Genomic DNA, 15784 nt, shown 5'->3' with positions numbered 1-15784 from the left:
TTTTTATCTTACTTATGTTACATTTTTATAATCGGTTGCTATCAAGGGATTCACCCCAATCCACTTCTAGCCACCCAGAGAGCAAAGTTTCAAACACTTGAAAAGCACATTGCTATTCAAAATTAAAGCTGATCAAAAAATTGCCCTTTCAACTCAAAGATATACAGGACTGTATGTAGAAGCAATATTTTTTCATAGCCTGTAATAAAATTCAGATAAAAGAAATAGTTTTAAAATCAGAATCTTATTATAAAATCGACAGTACCAACTTATACATATGATTTTCAAGTGATTTTGTTGAAAAACCTAACCCAATCACTTGAATTTCAGTGCGTGCGAAATGTTATTCGTCGCGTGTTTTTACATCAAAAAGCTCAATTTCAAAAGTCAAATTGGCATTGGCTGGAATAATTTTACCGATTTTACGAGAACCATAAGCCAAGTGAGCTGGTACAATCAGTTTACGCTTTCCACCCACACGCATGCCCATAATGCCTTGATCCCAACCTTTGATCACACGACCCGTTCCAATCACGGTCTCAAAATAGCTGCCACGATCAAGTGACGAATCAAACTTGGTACCATCCTCAAGCCAGCCAGTGTAATGTGTCGTAATTAAAGCACCTCTCACTGCTTCTTTACCCTCACCCACTTTTAAATCAATGATTTCTAATTCTGTGCTCATTAATATCTCTCCAGATCACTCAAACTAAAATTATTGCAATTGCTGCCACTGGATGTCGACTTGACCTTGATTACTTAACAAGGTCCATTCACCATCCATAATATTGAGCTGTAACTGCATGGTCCGCTCACATAAGCCTTCAAGTGCTTGCGTAGTTTGGGGTGCCAACTGCCATACTTCCACATTGCTCAGGGTTTTAATTTTGGTGTTTTTCTGCCACCAATCATCGGCTTGAGAGCCATAGGTCACCACTGCAACCTGTTTACAGCGTGCACTGGCTTTTTTCACTTTATCTTCAGACGGACAACCAACTTCAATCCACTTTTCTAATAATCCCGTCAAATCTTTTTGCCATAATGCGGGTTCGTCTGTTTCGAATAAATCTTTGGTAAATTCTAAACGTTCATCAGCATAACGTGCATAAGCCAGAATACGAACCATCAAACGCTCAATGGTTTCAGATGGATGTAAAGCCAGTGTCAGTTGATAATCGGCATAGATATGCTCATCCATATTGGCAATATTCAGATCTGCCTTATATATTGTTGCTTTTAACGCCATAAACGATACTCTTCAATACGGTGTACTCAAATTTGGCGCTAAGCATACTCTATTTTTTCAACAAAAATATGTGCTTTGATCATCTTAGCCATTAATCTGATCAATCCGACAACTCAATAATTGTGTTTCAAATAACAGCCAATCCTGTGCCGATTGGCCAATAATCTCAATTCGGTTATCAATACTCTCTTCAGCAGATTGATAGTTAAATTGCTGCGGATTAAAGTTAAAACTTTTCCACCCCTGATCGGTATTAAATATACCTTTGATTCGTAGCCAATCCTGCTGAGCACACAGAAGATCTAACAGATCATAAAAGCTGAATTGCCAACGCTTAGGCAACTTCCAACCTGCTACCGTATAGCCTTGAGCCATTTCAACATAATGATAGGGAAGCTGCTTTATTTGTGGCAGTTGCTCAGCAGCGAGCTGTGCTTGTTGCAACTTGAGTAAAGGTTGAATCTTGCGTTGCAACGGTTGCTGCACAATATCAATCTGCTGCATCTGCACTTGCCCATGTTCAGCTTCAATCCAGTGTTGGACATACGTTTCATATTCTTGTTTTAAGGCTGTATAGGCCTGATGGTCTGCTGTTGTCATGCAGTCCGTATGCGACAACACCACTATTTGTGCAGCTTTAAATTGATCACGATATAAATTCTGCTCGACCCAGTCCTGATCATGTAAGCGACTGCCATCGACCACAATCACCAATGCCCGCATGGCCAAGCTATTTTGCCAATGTGGTTCAGTGAGTTGTTCTAATAATTGTGCAGGATGCCCTAAACCTGTTGGTTCAATAAACAAACGATCAGGCTTACTTTCACTAAGCAAACGAGCCAATGCGATTTGCATGGGCAACTTACTACTGCAACATAAGCACCCACCTAATAACTCTTTCACTGCATAACCGGATTGCTGTGTAATCAGTTGTTGATCCACTCCAATTTGCCCAAACTCGTTCATCAGGATTGCCCAGACTTCCTGCTCTGGTTTTTGGGTCAATAAATGCTGCAACAATGTGGTTTTACCTGCTCCTAAAAAGCCAGAAATAATATGGGTGGGAACTGTTTTGGGAGCAACAAATTTCACGGCCAACTCGTCTTAAGAATTTATTTCATTCTAAAGAGAAAAATGAATGAAATAAAATAAACTCTAAAATAGTGCAAGCAATCCAACCCAAACAACACTAAATAAAAATAAAGAGACATCTATCACAAAGTAAATCTAAAAATCTTATTTAGATTCTAAATATAAGTGATTTATCCAATTATTCGTTTTTAATAAAACTTAATCGAATGTTTAAACGCGTAAAAACAAGGTTAATTTTTAATCAAAAAACATATTTTCATACATTTTCATCCTTAATTTCTTCATGATGTTTTACATAGAAACTACATAAGGAGATTCAATATTTCATATTGTTAAGATTGACGTAATAGATTGTTAAGAATATTGCCGCATCAGCGTTTGGCACATAGCATGAACCTCATGCCGAATAAGCGATTTAGATGCCCTAAATCATTTTATTGAGGCTGTTATTTTAAATGAAATAAAGGATGCCAAACATGAAACTTATCAAAACACTTCTTGCGACGACGCTTACACTTGCAGCAGCATCGACATTTGCAGCACCTGTAGAGGCTCAAACTGAAGATAAAGTCGTTGTTTCAACTCAAGAACAACCAGAAACTCAAGCAGCAACTGATGCAACTGCGACTGAAGCACCAGCATCGACTCCAGCACCAACAAACTAAACCGATCTGAAGGTTCCTCCAGACCTTTAGACCCACATTTGTAATGACTTAACGCTTATCTCATTACAAATGTAAAAAAAGATCGAACCATGCTGCGGTTCGATCTTTATTTTTTTAAAGCATGGATAATGATTTAACATTGCGTCGATTTTTTAAACACACTACATGAAGGTTGATGAACTTCCTGCAAACGTGTCGCCTTACGTTGCTCCGCTGCTTCAAAACGACAACGTTTCCATTCAGTATCCAGATTTAATGCTGGAACTTCTTTCGGCTTACGTTGCTCATCAACAGCAACCATGGTGAAATAACAGGTGTTGGTGTGTCGTATGGTTCTTTTTTGAATATTTTGCGCTTCTACACGGATGCCAATTTCCATTGAGGTACGCCCAACATGATTCACGCTGGCAAGGAAAGTAACCAGTTCGCCCACATAAATGGGTTCTTTAAAATTGACACGATCAACAGATAAAGTTACGACGTAGCTACCCGAGTATCTGCTTGCACAGGCATAAGCGACTTGATCAAGCAACTTCAAAATCGTTCCACCATGAACATTACCTGAAAAATTAGCCATGTCAGGTGTCATCAAAACAGTCATCGTCAACGCTGACTGATCGTCAGGTGCTTGGTTAGCTTGATCTAATTGATACATGGAGAGAACTCATAGAGACTGTAACGTGATTATTATCCTTTATTCACGCCTATAAAAATATGCGTAAAGTGCTAAAACATCATCAATTATTTTTATGATCTTTCTATGATTTTATTCAAAATAATGACATTGAAGCGCTTTTATCTAATAGAAATGCCATGAACGTGCAAATCAAATAAAAGCTGCTCCAATCTCCTCAGTGCAACTTGAAAACATTCCTTAACCAAGATTAGCAGAGCGAATCAAGCCAACAATACCATTCACAATCATATCAATGGCAATGGTACCAATCAGCAGCGCCGATAACCGCCCAACAATATCAAAATAGCGGTCAATATATTTTGCATGTTTATAGCGCAAATGATCATGACCAAATTTCATCAAAATCAAAATACTGCAAGTCAAAATCAAGGTCAGTGCAATAACCGCCATTGCGCCAGTAAAAGGTACACTCACCCCAGTCACAACAGCTGCACTGATGGTACCAGGACCAATCATAAAAGGCATGGCAATAGTACCAGCTAAATGCTCAGGTGCCCCGCGCATCTCACCAATTGTTTCAGCACCTTGGAACACATAGCGGTAACCAATGACCAAGAAAATGAGACCACCAAAAATCTGGAAAGATTCAAAACGCACATTCAAATAGCGACTGAAAATATTCTCCCCACCCCAAGCAAACAGAATAAACACCCCGAAAGCGATCAGACTCCCTTGAATCAAGGCCTTACTAAATATCTTCGCATCTGTATTACGAATCATCCCCACCATATAGACGCTCATAAGGAAAGGATTTAAAAGTGAGAAAAATAATGCAAATGCATGAATATAAGGAGAAAACATAGCACTCTCTTGATCAGCGGAAAACATGAAATGCCGTCATGACATGGAATAAGATCTAGCGATAGATTTATGATCCACTCAAAACTTGCTTACAACGTACTGTTACATGCTTCAATTGATCATCTTTGTTTAAGTCAAAGGTTCCCCCCAAGCCCAACAGACTCATGTGAATCTTGGCGTTGTTATTGTTTAACTCTTTCACGTTAAACTTTATCCCTTGATCGGTGTATAGCACACTATCGACCAACTTTACCTTATACGACATCAGCTCTTTACCATTATCGACACAGAACATCCCACTGCCCTGACGATTCAAACTTAGAACGGTAGAAGAAGGCCCCACCACACCCGCCCAACTTCCTGCAAAAGGAATCTGGGTAGTTGTTAATTGATTAAATTGAGCAGGAGACATCGTGGTAATTGAAGTACAGCCCACCAAACTAAAAGCGAAAATTACGGGTAATAAAATGTTTTTCACAACCATCACCTAAAATGATAAAAATCAAATAATTCTTATTATTTTCCCATATTCATACTTTTTTAATTGGTATTGCCTGTATATCACAAGTATGGAAAATGTAAAAATACTTTAAAAATTCATCTCTGTATTTTTATCAATATTCAAATTTCATACAACTTGATTTAACCACAGCATCATATTACCCCTTTCCCATGATTCAATTAAAATTCATATCAGCCATAACCTAATATGAATGATCAGACATTAAAGCGCACCATAAATAAAAAATTATCCCTTGATTTTTAGTTCAATCATCTGTAGATTTTCTTTTTGAGCGAGTAATTCAAATGACTTTCCAAGCGATCTTTGAAACGTTTCAAACTCTTCCAAATGGAACGGATGCCTACCAACAATTAAAAAATGAATGTGAACAAGCCATTATCAGGGCAGAAAATCCACTCGAACATTGTTCATTATTTCTTATTTATGGTTTTGCAAAAAATTACGTCTTACTTTATGAAGATCAAGCTGTCACGCCAGTTTTCGCAGACAAAGTGAAAGCACAAATTGTAACGTATATGCATGAGCTGAATGAAGCATTAAGCACGAAAGATACTAGCCGTATATTAACCGCCTTAAATAATGTCTCCAAACAATATGTTGGAAGCTCTAGAATTTTCTAAGCATTGTCGTCCAATATAATATTTAGGCTTGTTTTAGTTTTGACATTACTTCTAAACATTTATTAGGTTTCATTTCGCCGATTAACCGTTTTAGAAGTAATGTTAGCTCATGCATTTAAAATCTTACTCTATACATGATATAATATTTTTTATTGTTACTCTCTCATCTCAGGCCAAAATTAATCGAGCATGATTTACAATATGTTCAGTAAGAAGCTGCAAAGGTTTCGATTGTTGAGTCCAGTGATGCCAATATAATGGAATTTCGATTTTTGCTTCAGGCAATAATTCCTCTAGTCCATCTTCTTTATTTTCAGCATTCAGCTGCAATTCAGGCACCATGCCATAGCCGAGTCCAAACTTAATCGCCGTGACAAAAGACTCTGATGATGGAATCAAATGACAAGGATAGGCTCCTTTCATCAAACCATATCTTTTTTCCAAGATATCGAAATGCATCCGATCTTTCTCATTAAAGATAATGGCTGGCGTCATCCGGAGGTTCTCTCTATGCACCCCTTCGGCAAACCATTTTTTTCGAAAGTGTTTAGTCGAAACCATTCGATAGCGCATCACACCGAGATATTCAGCATTGCAGCCCCGCATCGGTTTATCCTCAATCGAAATACAGGCACTGACCGTTCCCCTCTCCAATAATGAATAAGTATGAGACTGATCATCGGTTCTAAGCTCAATTACAATTTTTTCTTTCAATAAAACTTCTTTTAGTGCTGGAAGTAACCATGTTGCTAAAGAATCTTCATTTGAACCAATCACCGTCTTAAAAAAATTCGACTCGGCACTCCCCGTCAAACCGTGTAATAAATTTTGTTCCAAACGTCTTATATGCTGCAAATGTTCAAACAATTGCTGCCCCGCTTGCGTGAGTACACAGGGACGACCACGAATCAGCAATAATTGCCCCAATTCCTTTTCAAGCGCCTGCACCCGCAAGGTTACGGCTGAAGCAGTAATATAGAGTTTCACACCAGCCTGTTCGAAGCTTCCATTTTCTGCGACCGCAAAAAAGGCCTCACATTGTTTATTATCCAGCATATAAACCTTAGAAAAATTTAGGAAATCCCCAGCATCTTTAATTTTACTAAATTTCAAAAATAAAAAAGATAACCTTAACAGTTAAATTTTCTATCTGAAAAATTTCCCATTCCTTCGACAAGGGTTCTAGCTACTTTCAGCTCGAATTCTGGTCTACCTTGGCGTCACTCATTTTTCCAAGATCGTTGCCGGTTCCCCCGAATCCTGACCAGCACAAAGGACTTAGTCCTGATTGATGTAGATCAGCCCAATCGCTTTCTCAAATAAATAATACTGAGTAAGGCAAATGCCAAACCTATAAACGACGGCGCATAACCAAAAGGTGTGGCTAGCAACCCAACAATGACCGCACCTGCGACCGCGCCGCCATAATTAAAAATATTCACACGCGCAATAATTTCATCTCGTCGGTTTTCATCTAAACGGCCAACAGCAGAATAGGTCAGTGGAATCAATGCGCCTACAGCAACACCGGCCAGTGCAAAACCTAAAATAACGGTCATTAATGAATGGCTTATACCAGCTAATACACAACCCAATGCGCCGATCAGGAGTGTGACCAAAGCAACCCAGGTCGCTGTTTTAAATTGCAGCAGATAATCGAGGCTTAAGCGTGTGAGTAAAATCCCTATTTGATACGCTGCATAACCTAAAGGAGCAATCGTTGCAGAGCTGGCTAAAACATCTTTGAGATAAATTGAACTCCATGTACTGATTGCGGAATCGACCGTAAATACAATCAGAATAATCACCCCAAAAATGAGAAGTTGCTGATATGGAATTGCCGGTTTCTCTTGCGGATGTAATTCTGAACCTTGTTTCTGCTGAAATAACCAGCGTCTAGAGAGTTGCGAGGTGAGCAATGCAATCAATACCGCAATGCATAATGCTGTCGTTGCTCCCAATGAAGTTGAAACAGTGGCTGACATCATTAATGCACCTAAGAATGCAGCCGCTGTATAGCAAGCAAAGAATCCACCAAATACACTTTTACCAAGCCGCTGTTCCATCATAACAGCTTGCATATTTAGTGCTGCATCTAAGCAGCCGAGTCCAAGCCCATAAAGTAAAAAGCTAGCAATCATCAGGATCACATTGGGACTCAATGCAGCAATTGCGATTCCGATGGCTTCAAAAATAAAACCCGTCACAACAGCAGCTCGTGATCCAAGTTTGACTGCTATCCGATCAGCTAAAATTGAACCGAGTGCCGCTGCAATGCATACTCCCAGAATAATCAACGATAACTGATCATCCGAAAGCTTGAATCGGCCTTTTATCGTAGGCAGTGCGGTCATCACGGTAGCGTAGCCAAGACCTTGTGTCGCAAAACCGAGCGCAATTACTTTTCGTGTTTTGATGAGCATTAGATTGTTTACACTCAGAATATTATGACTAAGGTCCATGCCTGACTCACTGACTTATTTTTTTAAATGTTTGCTTGGTTATTGCCTCGAACACTTCCTGTGTCGACTGTTTTTAATTTTTATTTAAAATGATTCCAAAAATAAGGGGGAACAATGGAAAAATAAGGGGGGAAATTCGGACAACACTATTTTAAGTCGTTTTGTTACACAAAGCTGTTCCTATACGCTGCTTATTCAGCAATATAAATTTCAGATAAGTAAACCTGTAAGCACAATCTATTGCACACGACATAGGCTTTGTTACAACGTCAAAACACCTCCTCTTCAGCGACCACAAAAGAATAACTCACATTGTTTTCTTATTCAGGATATAAACCTTAAAAAATTTAGCCAAACTCAAACAATCTTAATTTTACTGACTTTTAAAAATAAAAAAGATAATAGCCAAGAGTAAATTTCAACAGGAAAAGCCTCTAACACTTGATCCAAGCGTTAGACGGACTGCTTTTGCCTAAATTCATCTGTAAATGACACTGTGATTCTTTTCAATCCAAAGCCAGTACAGACTACCGACATGATTGAGGAGCTAAAATATGACTGCATTTTTCTATGGGCTTGGCATCGGCTTTTCTTTAATTTTAGCGATCGGGGCACAAAATGCTTTTGTCCTGAAACAGGGCTTGAAGCAGCAACATGTTTTCTGGGTCTGCTTAATCTGCGCACTTTCGGATTCTATTTTGATTTATCTCGGGGTCACGGGTTTTTCTAAAATCGTGATCGACTTTCCTTTGATTGTCACAATTGCCAAATATTTCGGCGCTGCTTTTTTATTTTTGTATGGACTTAGAAATTTTTATTCAGCCATAAAAAATAGTTCGGCACTCAACCCAAGTGATATTGAAAAAGATTCACTGCTTAAAATTATCGGGATGTGTCTTGCCTTTACTTGGCTCAATCCACATGTCTATTTAGATACTGTGATTCTGGTCGGCTCGATTTCGGTACAGTTTGTGGATCAGCTCTATTTATTTGCGGCAGGTACAATCCTCGCCTCATGGATTTTCTTTTTTGCACTCGGCTATGGTGCAAGAGTTTTGTTGCCTTTGTTTAAAAAGGCCAGCTCGTGGAGAGTTTTAGATGTTGTTGTTGGACTTATGATGTGGGCAATTGCAACTAAGTTGTTAATCTAAAATACAGAGAAATAAAAAAGCCCTTATTTACATAAGGGCTTTTTATGCTTTATATCAATATCTTAGATCATTGACTAGTCTTATTGCATATCACGATTCATATACTGAGTGACGAGCTATCCTTGTAATATTCTCCATATTTGTTTGGTGTTATTGCAACAATTGACTGAAACCAGATAATAAAAGTGCACTTCCAAAGCAATCAAAAAAACCTAGAAATATAGGTCACTCTTTACGTCTAGCGCTCTAAACATTTTGCAAGAGCGACTCTCACGTCCTGTAAAATTGAACCAGAGTTACTTCCTTCTGCACCTAACCTTCTTATTAAGGTTCTAACGGTTATATGCATGTCTTTTGTAGCTATGTGTCTAGAAAATGGAGCTTTTTCAAGCTGTATGGATATTAAAGCTACTATGCAGGTTTGAAAATACCTAGACTGTTTCTTGTTATTCTTGATTAAAAAACACAGGACATTCAAAAAATTTGCATGGTGTTCTTGCACTTCAAAATTACGATCCCGATGCTCAAGAATTAACTGTTTTATATATCTATTTTCTACATAAATCAGCAACGCATAAAAATTTTAAATAGATAAAAAAACTACCCCCTACCGCTAAATAATCCCGATGCAACTTTATGGCATAACAATGATTGTTGATGAATATATTATAGCTCTTTCAAATAGATTTGTTTTATATAGCCATATCAATACATGAACAAGCCAAGCTAACTTAATTCAATCCAACTTTTTATGTGGGTAGATTGAAGGATAAATATATAAAAAATAAGCCCTTGCAAAAACAAGGGCTTATTTAGATATTTGGCGGAAGCGGTGACAGTCACATCAAAAGCCTATCGAATTGATACTAAACAACAAATTATTTTATATTTAATTTTTTACTACTATTTTTACTACATATGAATTTCTTTGTTTCTAGTTATGTTATTTCAGTAAGAATCAAAATTAGATATATTGAGTTCGATTTCCTATTGCATAATTTCCGTTTTCTAACTCCAGCCTGACATTTCCCCCTTTCCTGATTTATCCTAAACGAAACCGAGTGATACAACACATGGTTTCCATACTACTTTCCGTGACTGGTCAGCGGATAAAACTAACTACCCTCGAGAAGTCTGCGAACATGTATTAGCTCATAAACTACCTGATGAGGTAGAAGCTGCTTACCTACGTGGAGCATATCTAGAAAAACGTAAAGGCCTAATGGCTGATTGGGCAAATTTTTGTGAAAAATAAATGGTATAGAATCAGTACTTCTGCCTAAAATGGCAGAAGTATATTCCATTTAAAAATAATAGCTCCTGCCAAAGGAACTTACACAACAGAATCTAAGAAAAAAAGGATATCTATTCCCTTTAATCTACCTATATTTGGGCTGAATATTATTTTCTTTAATAATTTTTACGATCGAGTAAAGTACAGAACGTTTGACATGGGTATTGTTATAACTACCTTGGTGGTTAAACCCTTTCATTTTAAATACTTGTTTTACCCCACTTTGGCCTAATGGTGCACAACCTGACTGATAAGGTACTGTCCCATCACCGTCTGAGTTTTGAGAAGAAATTTTAAAAGTACCGAATTTACCACTCGTTAATCTGATATATCTTAACCCGTTATTTTCCTTTGTATTGGCTTTCATATAGTACATTGCACTTTGCCCCATTTTCATCGCATCTTTTGCAACACCCTGATTATAAGCTTCTATTTCCTTCGCACTTACACGAGGTAACCTCTTCATTTGCTCAGCTGTTAAACCTCGCAATGCTTGGTCTAAAGTCCAAGTGAGTGTTCCAAAACTTGAATGTTTGGGGTCATGTCCATAGTTGATGTAGGTACATGGATGATATTTATTGGTAATTTTTGAGTGAAATCTTTTTACATCGTCAACTTTATCATTATAAACATCTTTTACAGATTGCTGTTTATTAGCTACTTTTACCATTTTAGCAGGATCAATCAGCTCTTCTTTCACCATTTCCCGACGCAGAAGTACAGAATTGGGAACGAGTTTGGCGTCGTAACTCATTGAAAAAAGAAAGATTAGAATACAATGTATTACTTTCTCCTCATCATTGTTCATGGCATTCTTTATCGCATGATAGTTGGTCAGAAAAGAAACGTGAAGCAGTGGTAGATGTAGATGCTCGTCAAGCATTAGCACAAGCTAAAAATCAAGCATTTATTATCGCAAGTAGCAAAACGATACAAGATGATGAAAATGATCCTCCATGTATTCGAGCAAAAGAAGAATACGAGGAGATTTTAAATGGAGTTAATGGAAAATTTCTATGTGTAGCTGAGGAATGTAAAGAAGATGTCCTAACAATAGAAATTACTTCAACAGGGCCACAATTAGGTACTAAGAAAGGTGGAGGATTCTTCGGTGCAGAACCAGGTGTAACACCAAGAGAAACAGAAAAAGCTAGTGGTCGTAGATATGCTTAAATCGCTTCAAAGTTCTGGAAGTACGTTTGATTCATCCAAAACGCTGTTGTGGAAATGGTTACAGGCTAATGCTAATGTCGTTAAGACATTAGCAACTAAAGTACTTTCTTCTTACACAGGTAAGATTTTCATTTGTGGGTGGGCAATAAGTTTGCAAACCTCAAATCAAATATTCAATTTCCATATTTTATTAGATGAATACTTTCCTTACTCCCCTATCCGAATAGCATATAAAGATACGGATAATTTCTTAAAATGGCCTCATGTTGAACCTAATGGACTCTTGTGTTTACCTCTTTTAAATACAATTGAAATTGAAGCTAATATTCATCAATGTCTTCTAAACGCAATTGAGTTAATAGAACGATGCCAAAATGATGAAAATTATATAAAAGAAGAGTTTAGTAAAGAATTTTTATCTTACTGGGATCATTCGAATAAATCTATCGCGATTAAATCACTATTAAATATTAATAACCGTACCGCTCGTTTAACTTATATATGGACCTCTAAAAAATATCAATTGGTTGGAGAAAATATAGAACAGATAGAATCTTGGTTAAAAAATGAAAATATTTATTTTGATATTTCGGATATTAAAGTTGGAGTTTTTGGTTTCCTGAGCACGCCACCAACGCCACCGTTTCCTAAAAATCCAAGAGCCCTTTTAAAGCTATTACGTAATACTTCAAATGAGATTATTAGAGTTCTTTCAAACATTCCTTTTAATGAAAAAGCATTAATTGTATTAGGTGCTCAGTCACCTAATGGGATAGGCCTTATTGCAACAGAATTAAGTGCACAAAGTCTCAATGGCTTCAGAAGAAAGAAAGTATATAATCAAAGGATCAACCTATTATTACGAAGAAAAAGAGGAATGCTAAAGAATAAGGATGTTCAACGACTTGATGCACAATGGGTACATGGTAGGGATCAAAATGGAAGTCTAGTGTATCTTGAGAATGCAAAAGTATTAATCTTGGGGTGTGGCTCATTAGGATCACAGGTTGCTATGCGTCTTGCCCAGTCTGGTATTGGTAACTTAATTCTTATTGATCCTGAAATCTTAGTTCCTTCAAATATAGGTAGACATGCTTTAGGTATCAATTCAACAAATAAATATAAATCTGACGAATTAAAATTAGAAATAGGAAAAAATACCCTCATCTCAAAGTAGAAAGCTATCCTAAAACTTGGCAACAAGTATTCAAAGAGCATTCTAATATCATTAATGATAATAATCTTATTATATCTTGTATGGGTGAGTGGAGCGCTGAAGGGCAGCTCTCTGATTGGCAAGACAGTTATTCCCCCCCACAACCCATAATTTATGGCTGGTTAGATGAAAATGGGGTGGCTTCACATGCTGTTGCCATACTTGATCAAGAAATTTCATTAAAATGTATATTGGATGAAAATGGTATCCTAAAAAATCCAGAAACAAAATGGGATCAAGGCGGTTATATGCAAACAGAACCAGCGTGTGGCACACTTTTTCAACCTTATGGCCCATTGGATGCTAGTCGAGCAGAATTCATAGTTACCCGTCTATCAATTGATTTTTTAACCCACAAAGTTAAGAATTCAGTGCATCGTGTATATGCTGGCCCTACCTCCCAAATTAAAGAACATCATGGAGAATGGAGTCAAGAACACTTAAAGTATAGGCCTAATGGTTTTAATGGAGCTTTCGAGTATGAAAAAACAGCTCTTTTCAACTGTAATATTTGCAATCAATGTAAGAAAAAGAAATGAAATACAATAAAATGACATTTGAATTACCTGAAAATTTAGGTTTTGTCGAGTTCTCACCAGAAGTTTTAGAACATTTAGAAAAATATAAGCAAAAATCCTGCTTTTCTAGAGAAGCAGGAGGCCAACTATTCGGTTCGTATAATGGTCACAATACAACTAAAATAATCGGTATTACAGGCCCTCGTCCGCAAGATTGGCGAACAAGATTCGGGTATGTACCTAATGCTAAAGCCGAGCAAGCAGAAATTAAAGAAAATTATAAGTTAGGTTTACATTTCTTAGGGGACTGGCATACACATCCACAAGATATCCCCTTTCCTTCATCTACAGATGAGAACTCAATGAAAAAGCTAGTCAAAGAAAGTATTCATGATTTCGTTGGTTTTCTCATGATCATAGTTGGAAGAAAAACATTTCCTGAAGGGTTATATGTTTCCTTCCACACTGCAACGCACTCTTATAAATTAAAGTTTATATGTTGAATTTAATAAAGAGTTAGCATACTTGTGAGCTGCTTTTGTAACTTTGAATTCTGTTACAACAGCTATCCATAAAATCAACATGACTAATGTTAATCCTACCGTAAGCCAAATAGCCATTTTTTGCACCTTTAAAAAGGCTAAAATAGCTTCTCTACTAAAACTATCTGTAGGATAGAAAAGAAAAAAAGAACAATAAAAACCAATAGAACTAATATACAGATGCCAATTGCATAAAACTTTAACCCTAAACAATTTCTGATAAAACCATAATTAATATTATCAGTTAATAAAACATTGAAATCATTGCCTCTCGTATTCTCTCTAATCCAAGTTACAGCTTCATCATATTGTAAATCAGCTTCTTGTGGATCATTACTTTCCTCAACAGCAGTTGGAAGAACAATAGAAGTTTTAGCCGAAATCTTGGCATGTATTTGTTGCTTTCTTTGCTTACTTAAAGTTGAGTCGTTGTGTCTCAAAAATTGGGTGGTAGGTAAAACCTTCCATTTCTTCATAACTGAACCGTACCGGGTTTGTCGGAGACTTTTTTATTTAAGTTAGGCCACCTGACCTAACGGGTTAATCTTATCATAGTACATTGCTTCAAACTCAAAAGGCGATACATAACCCAGTGCACTGTGTACACGCTTTTTATTGAACCAATCTACCCAGTTTAGTGTCGCAAGTTGTACATCTGCTAAACCTTGCCAATCTGCTTTTAAATATTCAATCACCTCTGTTTTGTATAAGCCATTCACCGTTTCAGCCAGAGCATTATCGTATGAATCACCTGTCGTACCGACTGATGCTCGTAAATTTGCAGCATCTAAACGATTGGTATAGCGAATAGAAAGATATTGAACACCTCTATCGGAATGATGAATCACATTCTTTGGCATGCCTCGATCGTGCAATGCTTGCTCCAATGCATCGAGCACCATATCTGTATTCATCCGTGTAGATACTTTCCATCCAACAATTGCTCGTGAGAACACATCAATAATAAAGGCGGTATAGACCCAGCCTGAATGTGTTTGAATATACGTAAAGTCACTGACCCATAATTGGTCAGGTCGATCAGCACTAAAATTCCGTTTCACTAAATCATCTGCTCGTTTTTGATCATCTCGGCTACGGGTGGTTTGTTTATTCTTACCACGCCAAACACCTTGTATACCTAGCTTTTGCATCAATCGAGCAACTGTACAACGTGCAATAACATAACCCTCACGTTTCAATTTTTGCCAAACTTTACGTACACCATATCGACCTGAACTTTCTTTCCAAATACGTTTGATTTGCTCTGCATGATGTAAATCATGCAGAGCACGTTTCGCTCGATGTTCTGGGTTATCAACGAAATCTAAAGCCCGATAATAGGTCGAAGCTGCAATCGGTAAAATTCTACAAATCGCTTCAACACCATATAACGCCTTATTGTTATGGATAAAATCCACCATTATTTGTGTGGGCGGTCGAGCTCCGCCTGGGCGAAAAAGCGGCTGCTTTACGTAGAATTTCATTGGCACGTTTTAATTCTTTAATTTCACGTTCCATTTGCTTCATTTTTCTTGGTCAGATACCTGTTGTACTTTGGCGGGATTTTGTTGATCTAAGTATTTTTGATACCAAACACGAAGTGTTTCAGGAGTACAGCCAATTTTAGGAGCAATTGCGGAAACTGCTGCCCAATTCGATGGATAATCTTTTTCAGATTCAATTAGTAATTGAACCGCTCTTTCTCTAATTTCGGGGTATAGTTTGGTTTTTCATCGGAATAGTCTCTCAGAATATTGAGTCTCCGACAAACCCGGTACGGTTCA

At 37.4% G+C, this 15784-nt stretch carries 16 protein-coding genes, 3 pseudogenes and 1 other annotated feature; of the genes and pseudogenes, 8 read left to right on the top strand and 11 right to left on the bottom strand.

All coding sequences use genetic code 11. The features are described from left to right. Positions 1-343: 343 nt before the first annotated feature. The 3 genes from NQU59_RS08065 to NQU59_RS08055 form a co-directional block, all read right to left on the bottom strand. The gene (locus NQU59_RS08065; RefSeq protein WP_005243541.1) at positions 344-685 is read right to left on the bottom strand and encodes an FKBP-type peptidyl-prolyl cis-trans isomerase; all 342 of its coding nucleotides are present in this window, start codon (positions 683-685) and stop codon (positions 344-346) included. Positions 686-715: 30 nt separating this feature from the next. After that, positions 716-1246 (bottom strand): YaeQ family protein, encoded by a 531-nt coding sequence (locus NQU59_RS08060; protein WP_257065756.1) that lies wholly within the window; start codon positions 1244-1246, stop codon positions 716-718. An 84-nt stretch (positions 1247-1330) separates the two neighbouring features. After that, positions 1331-2338 (bottom strand): CobW family GTP-binding protein, encoded by a 1008-nt coding sequence (locus NQU59_RS08055; RefSeq protein ID WP_257065754.1) that lies wholly within the window; start codon positions 2336-2338, stop codon positions 1331-1333. A 476-nt stretch (positions 2339-2814) separates the two neighbouring features. Here NQU59_RS08055 and NQU59_RS08050 point away from each other — a divergent pair, with 476 nt between their 5' ends. Then, on the top strand, positions 2815-3003 hold the full coding sequence (locus NQU59_RS08050) for a hypothetical protein (protein WP_005243545.1): 189 nt from the start codon (positions 2815-2817) through the stop codon (positions 3001-3003). A gap of 133 nt (positions 3004-3136) precedes the next feature. Here the strand turns inward: NQU59_RS08050 and NQU59_RS08045 are convergent, their stop codons facing one another. From NQU59_RS08045 to NQU59_RS08035, 3 genes are all read right to left on the bottom strand, one after another. Then, positions 3137-3658: an acyl-CoA thioesterase gene (locus NQU59_RS08045; RefSeq protein ID WP_005243546.1), complete on the bottom strand. Its 522-nt coding sequence runs from the start codon at positions 3656-3658 to the stop codon at positions 3137-3139. 219 nt (positions 3659-3877) lie between these two features. Then, positions 3878-4501 carry a MarC family protein gene (locus tag NQU59_RS08040; protein WP_005243549.1) on the bottom strand — a complete coding sequence of 208 codons (624 nt, stop codon included), beginning with the start codon at positions 4499-4501 and terminating at the stop codon, positions 3878-3880. A gap of 67 nt (positions 4502-4568) precedes the next feature. Then, positions 4569-4985: a J517_1871 family lipoprotein gene (locus tag NQU59_RS08035; RefSeq protein WP_043972560.1), complete on the bottom strand. Its 417-nt coding sequence runs from the start codon at positions 4983-4985 to the stop codon at positions 4569-4571. A gap of 323 nt (positions 4986-5308) precedes the next feature. Between NQU59_RS08035 and NQU59_RS08030 the strand changes: the two genes are divergently transcribed. Continuing rightward, on the top strand, positions 5309-5644 hold the full coding sequence (locus NQU59_RS08030) for a hypothetical protein (RefSeq protein WP_005243553.1): 336 nt from the start codon (positions 5309-5311) through the stop codon (positions 5642-5644). Between the two features lie 168 nt (positions 5645-5812). Here the strand turns inward: NQU59_RS08030 and NQU59_RS08025 are convergent, their stop codons facing one another. Then, a complete protein-coding gene (locus NQU59_RS08025) occupies positions 5813-6700 on the bottom strand; it encodes an ArgP/LysG family DNA-binding transcriptional regulator (protein WP_257065747.1) in 888 nt (295 codons plus the stop codon). 242 nt (positions 6701-6942) lie between these two features. Beyond that, positions 6943-8106 (bottom strand): MFS transporter, encoded by a 1164-nt coding sequence (locus NQU59_RS08020; protein ID WP_257065745.1) that lies wholly within the window; start codon positions 8104-8106, stop codon positions 6943-6945. A 554-nt stretch (positions 8107-8660) separates the two neighbouring features. Here NQU59_RS08020 and NQU59_RS08015 point away from each other — a divergent pair. Both NQU59_RS08015 and NQU59_RS08010 read left to right on the top strand, forming a co-directional pair. Beyond that, on the top strand, positions 8661-9257 hold the full coding sequence (locus tag NQU59_RS08015) for a LysE/ArgO family amino acid transporter (protein WP_257065743.1): 597 nt from the start codon (positions 8661-8663) through the stop codon (positions 9255-9257). Positions 9258-10297: 1040 nt separating this feature from the next. After that, positions 10298-10512: pseudogene (locus NQU59_RS08010) on the top strand (tyrosine-type recombinase/integrase); the annotation flags it as partial. A gap of 124 nt (positions 10513-10636) precedes the next feature. Here NQU59_RS08010 and NQU59_RS08005 read toward each other — a convergent pair. Then, positions 10637-11257, bottom strand: a pseudogene (locus NQU59_RS08005) (esterase/lipase family protein); the annotation flags it as partial. Positions 11258-11304: 47 nt separating this feature from the next. Between NQU59_RS08005 and NQU59_RS08000 the strand changes: the two are divergent. From NQU59_RS08000 to NQU59_RS07985, 4 genes are all read left to right on the top strand, one after another. Next, positions 11305-11724 (top strand): hypothetical protein, encoded by a 420-nt coding sequence (locus tag NQU59_RS08000; RefSeq protein WP_257065741.1) that lies wholly within the window; start codon positions 11305-11307, stop codon positions 11722-11724. Beyond that, positions 11717-12901 (top strand): E2/UBC family protein, encoded by a 1185-nt coding sequence (locus tag NQU59_RS07995; RefSeq protein ID WP_257065739.1) that lies wholly within the window; start codon positions 11717-11719, stop codon positions 12899-12901. Before NQU59_RS08000 ends, NQU59_RS07995 begins: the two co-directional genes overlap by 8 nt. Positions 12902-12981: 80 nt before the next feature. Continuing rightward, on the top strand, positions 12982-13479 hold the full coding sequence (locus NQU59_RS07990; RefSeq protein WP_257065737.1) for a hypothetical protein: 498 nt from the start codon (positions 12982-12984) through the stop codon (positions 13477-13479). Then, positions 13476-13961: a Mov34/MPN/PAD-1 family protein gene (locus tag NQU59_RS07985; protein ID WP_016660199.1), complete on the top strand. Its 486-nt coding sequence runs from the start codon at positions 13476-13478 to the stop codon at positions 13959-13961. Before NQU59_RS07990 ends, NQU59_RS07985 begins: the two co-directional genes overlap by 4 nt. A 137-nt stretch (positions 13962-14098) precedes the next feature. On the opposite strand, the gene NQU59_RS07980 is transcribed toward NQU59_RS07985, so the two are convergent. Both NQU59_RS07980 and NQU59_RS07975 read right to left on the bottom strand, forming a co-directional pair. Next, complete coding sequence (locus NQU59_RS07980) at positions 14099-14476, bottom strand: hypothetical protein (RefSeq protein WP_257065732.1); 378 nt, start codon at positions 14474-14476, stop codon at positions 14099-14101. Between the two features lie 42 nt (positions 14477-14518). Further along, positions 14519-15709, bottom strand: a pseudogene (locus NQU59_RS07975) (IS3 family transposase). Then, positions 15347-15462, bottom strand: a sequence feature (AL1L pseudoknot). (Overlaps the previous pseudogene by 116 nt.) Positions 15710-15784: the final 75 nt, after the last annotated feature.

It is taken from the genome of Acinetobacter colistiniresistens (assembly GCF_024582815.1).
GTDB lineage: Bacteria > Pseudomonadota > Gammaproteobacteria > Pseudomonadales > Moraxellaceae > Acinetobacter.
The sequence above is the reverse complement of the archived record's forward strand: the minus strand, read 5'-3'. Positions and strand labels throughout refer to the sequence as shown.

Coding starts and splice junctions, on each gene's coding strand:
- NQU59_RS08065 (WP_005243541.1), bottom strand. CDS start 685: ATGAGCACAGAATTAGAAATCATTGATTTAAAAGTGGGTGAGGGTAAA.
- NQU59_RS08060 (WP_257065756.1), bottom strand. CDS start 1,246: ATGGCGTTAAAAGCAACAATATATAAGGCAGATCTGAATATTGCCAAT.
- NQU59_RS08050 (WP_005243545.1), top strand. CDS start 2,815: ATGAAACTTATCAAAACACTTCTTGCGACGACGCTTACACTTGCAGCA.
- NQU59_RS08045 (WP_005243546.1), bottom strand. CDS start 3,658: ATGTATCAATTAGATCAAGCTAACCAAGCACCTGACGATCAGTCAGCG.
- NQU59_RS08040 (WP_005243549.1), bottom strand. CDS start 4,501: ATGTTTTCTCCTTATATTCATGCATTTGCATTATTTTTCTCACTTTTA.
- NQU59_RS08035 (WP_043972560.1), bottom strand. CDS start 4,985: ATGGTTGTGAAAAACATTTTATTACCCGTAATTTTCGCTTTTAGTTTG.
- NQU59_RS08030 (WP_005243553.1), top strand. CDS start 5,309: ATGACTTTCCAAGCGATCTTTGAAACGTTTCAAACTCTTCCAAATGGA.
- NQU59_RS08025 (WP_257065747.1), bottom strand. CDS start 6,700: ATGCTGGATAATAAACAATGTGAGGCCTTTTTTGCGGTCGCAGAAAAT.
- NQU59_RS08020 (WP_257065745.1), bottom strand. CDS start 8,106: ATGGACCTTAGTCATAATATTCTGAGTGTAAACAATCTAATGCTCATC.
- NQU59_RS08015 (WP_257065743.1), top strand. CDS start 8,661: ATGACTGCATTTTTCTATGGGCTTGGCATCGGCTTTTCTTTAATTTTA.
- NQU59_RS07995 (WP_257065739.1), top strand. CDS start 11,717: ATGCTTAAATCGCTTCAAAGTTCTGGAAGTACGTTTGATTCATCCAAA.
- NQU59_RS07990 (WP_257065737.1), top strand. CDS start 12,982: ATGGGTGAGTGGAGCGCTGAAGGGCAGCTCTCTGATTGGCAAGACAGT.
- NQU59_RS07985 (WP_016660199.1), top strand. CDS start 13,476: ATGAAATACAATAAAATGACATTTGAATTACCTGAAAATTTAGGTTTT.
- NQU59_RS07980 (WP_257065732.1), bottom strand. CDS start 14,476: ATGAAGAAATGGAAGGTTTTACCTACCACCCAATTTTTGAGACACAAC.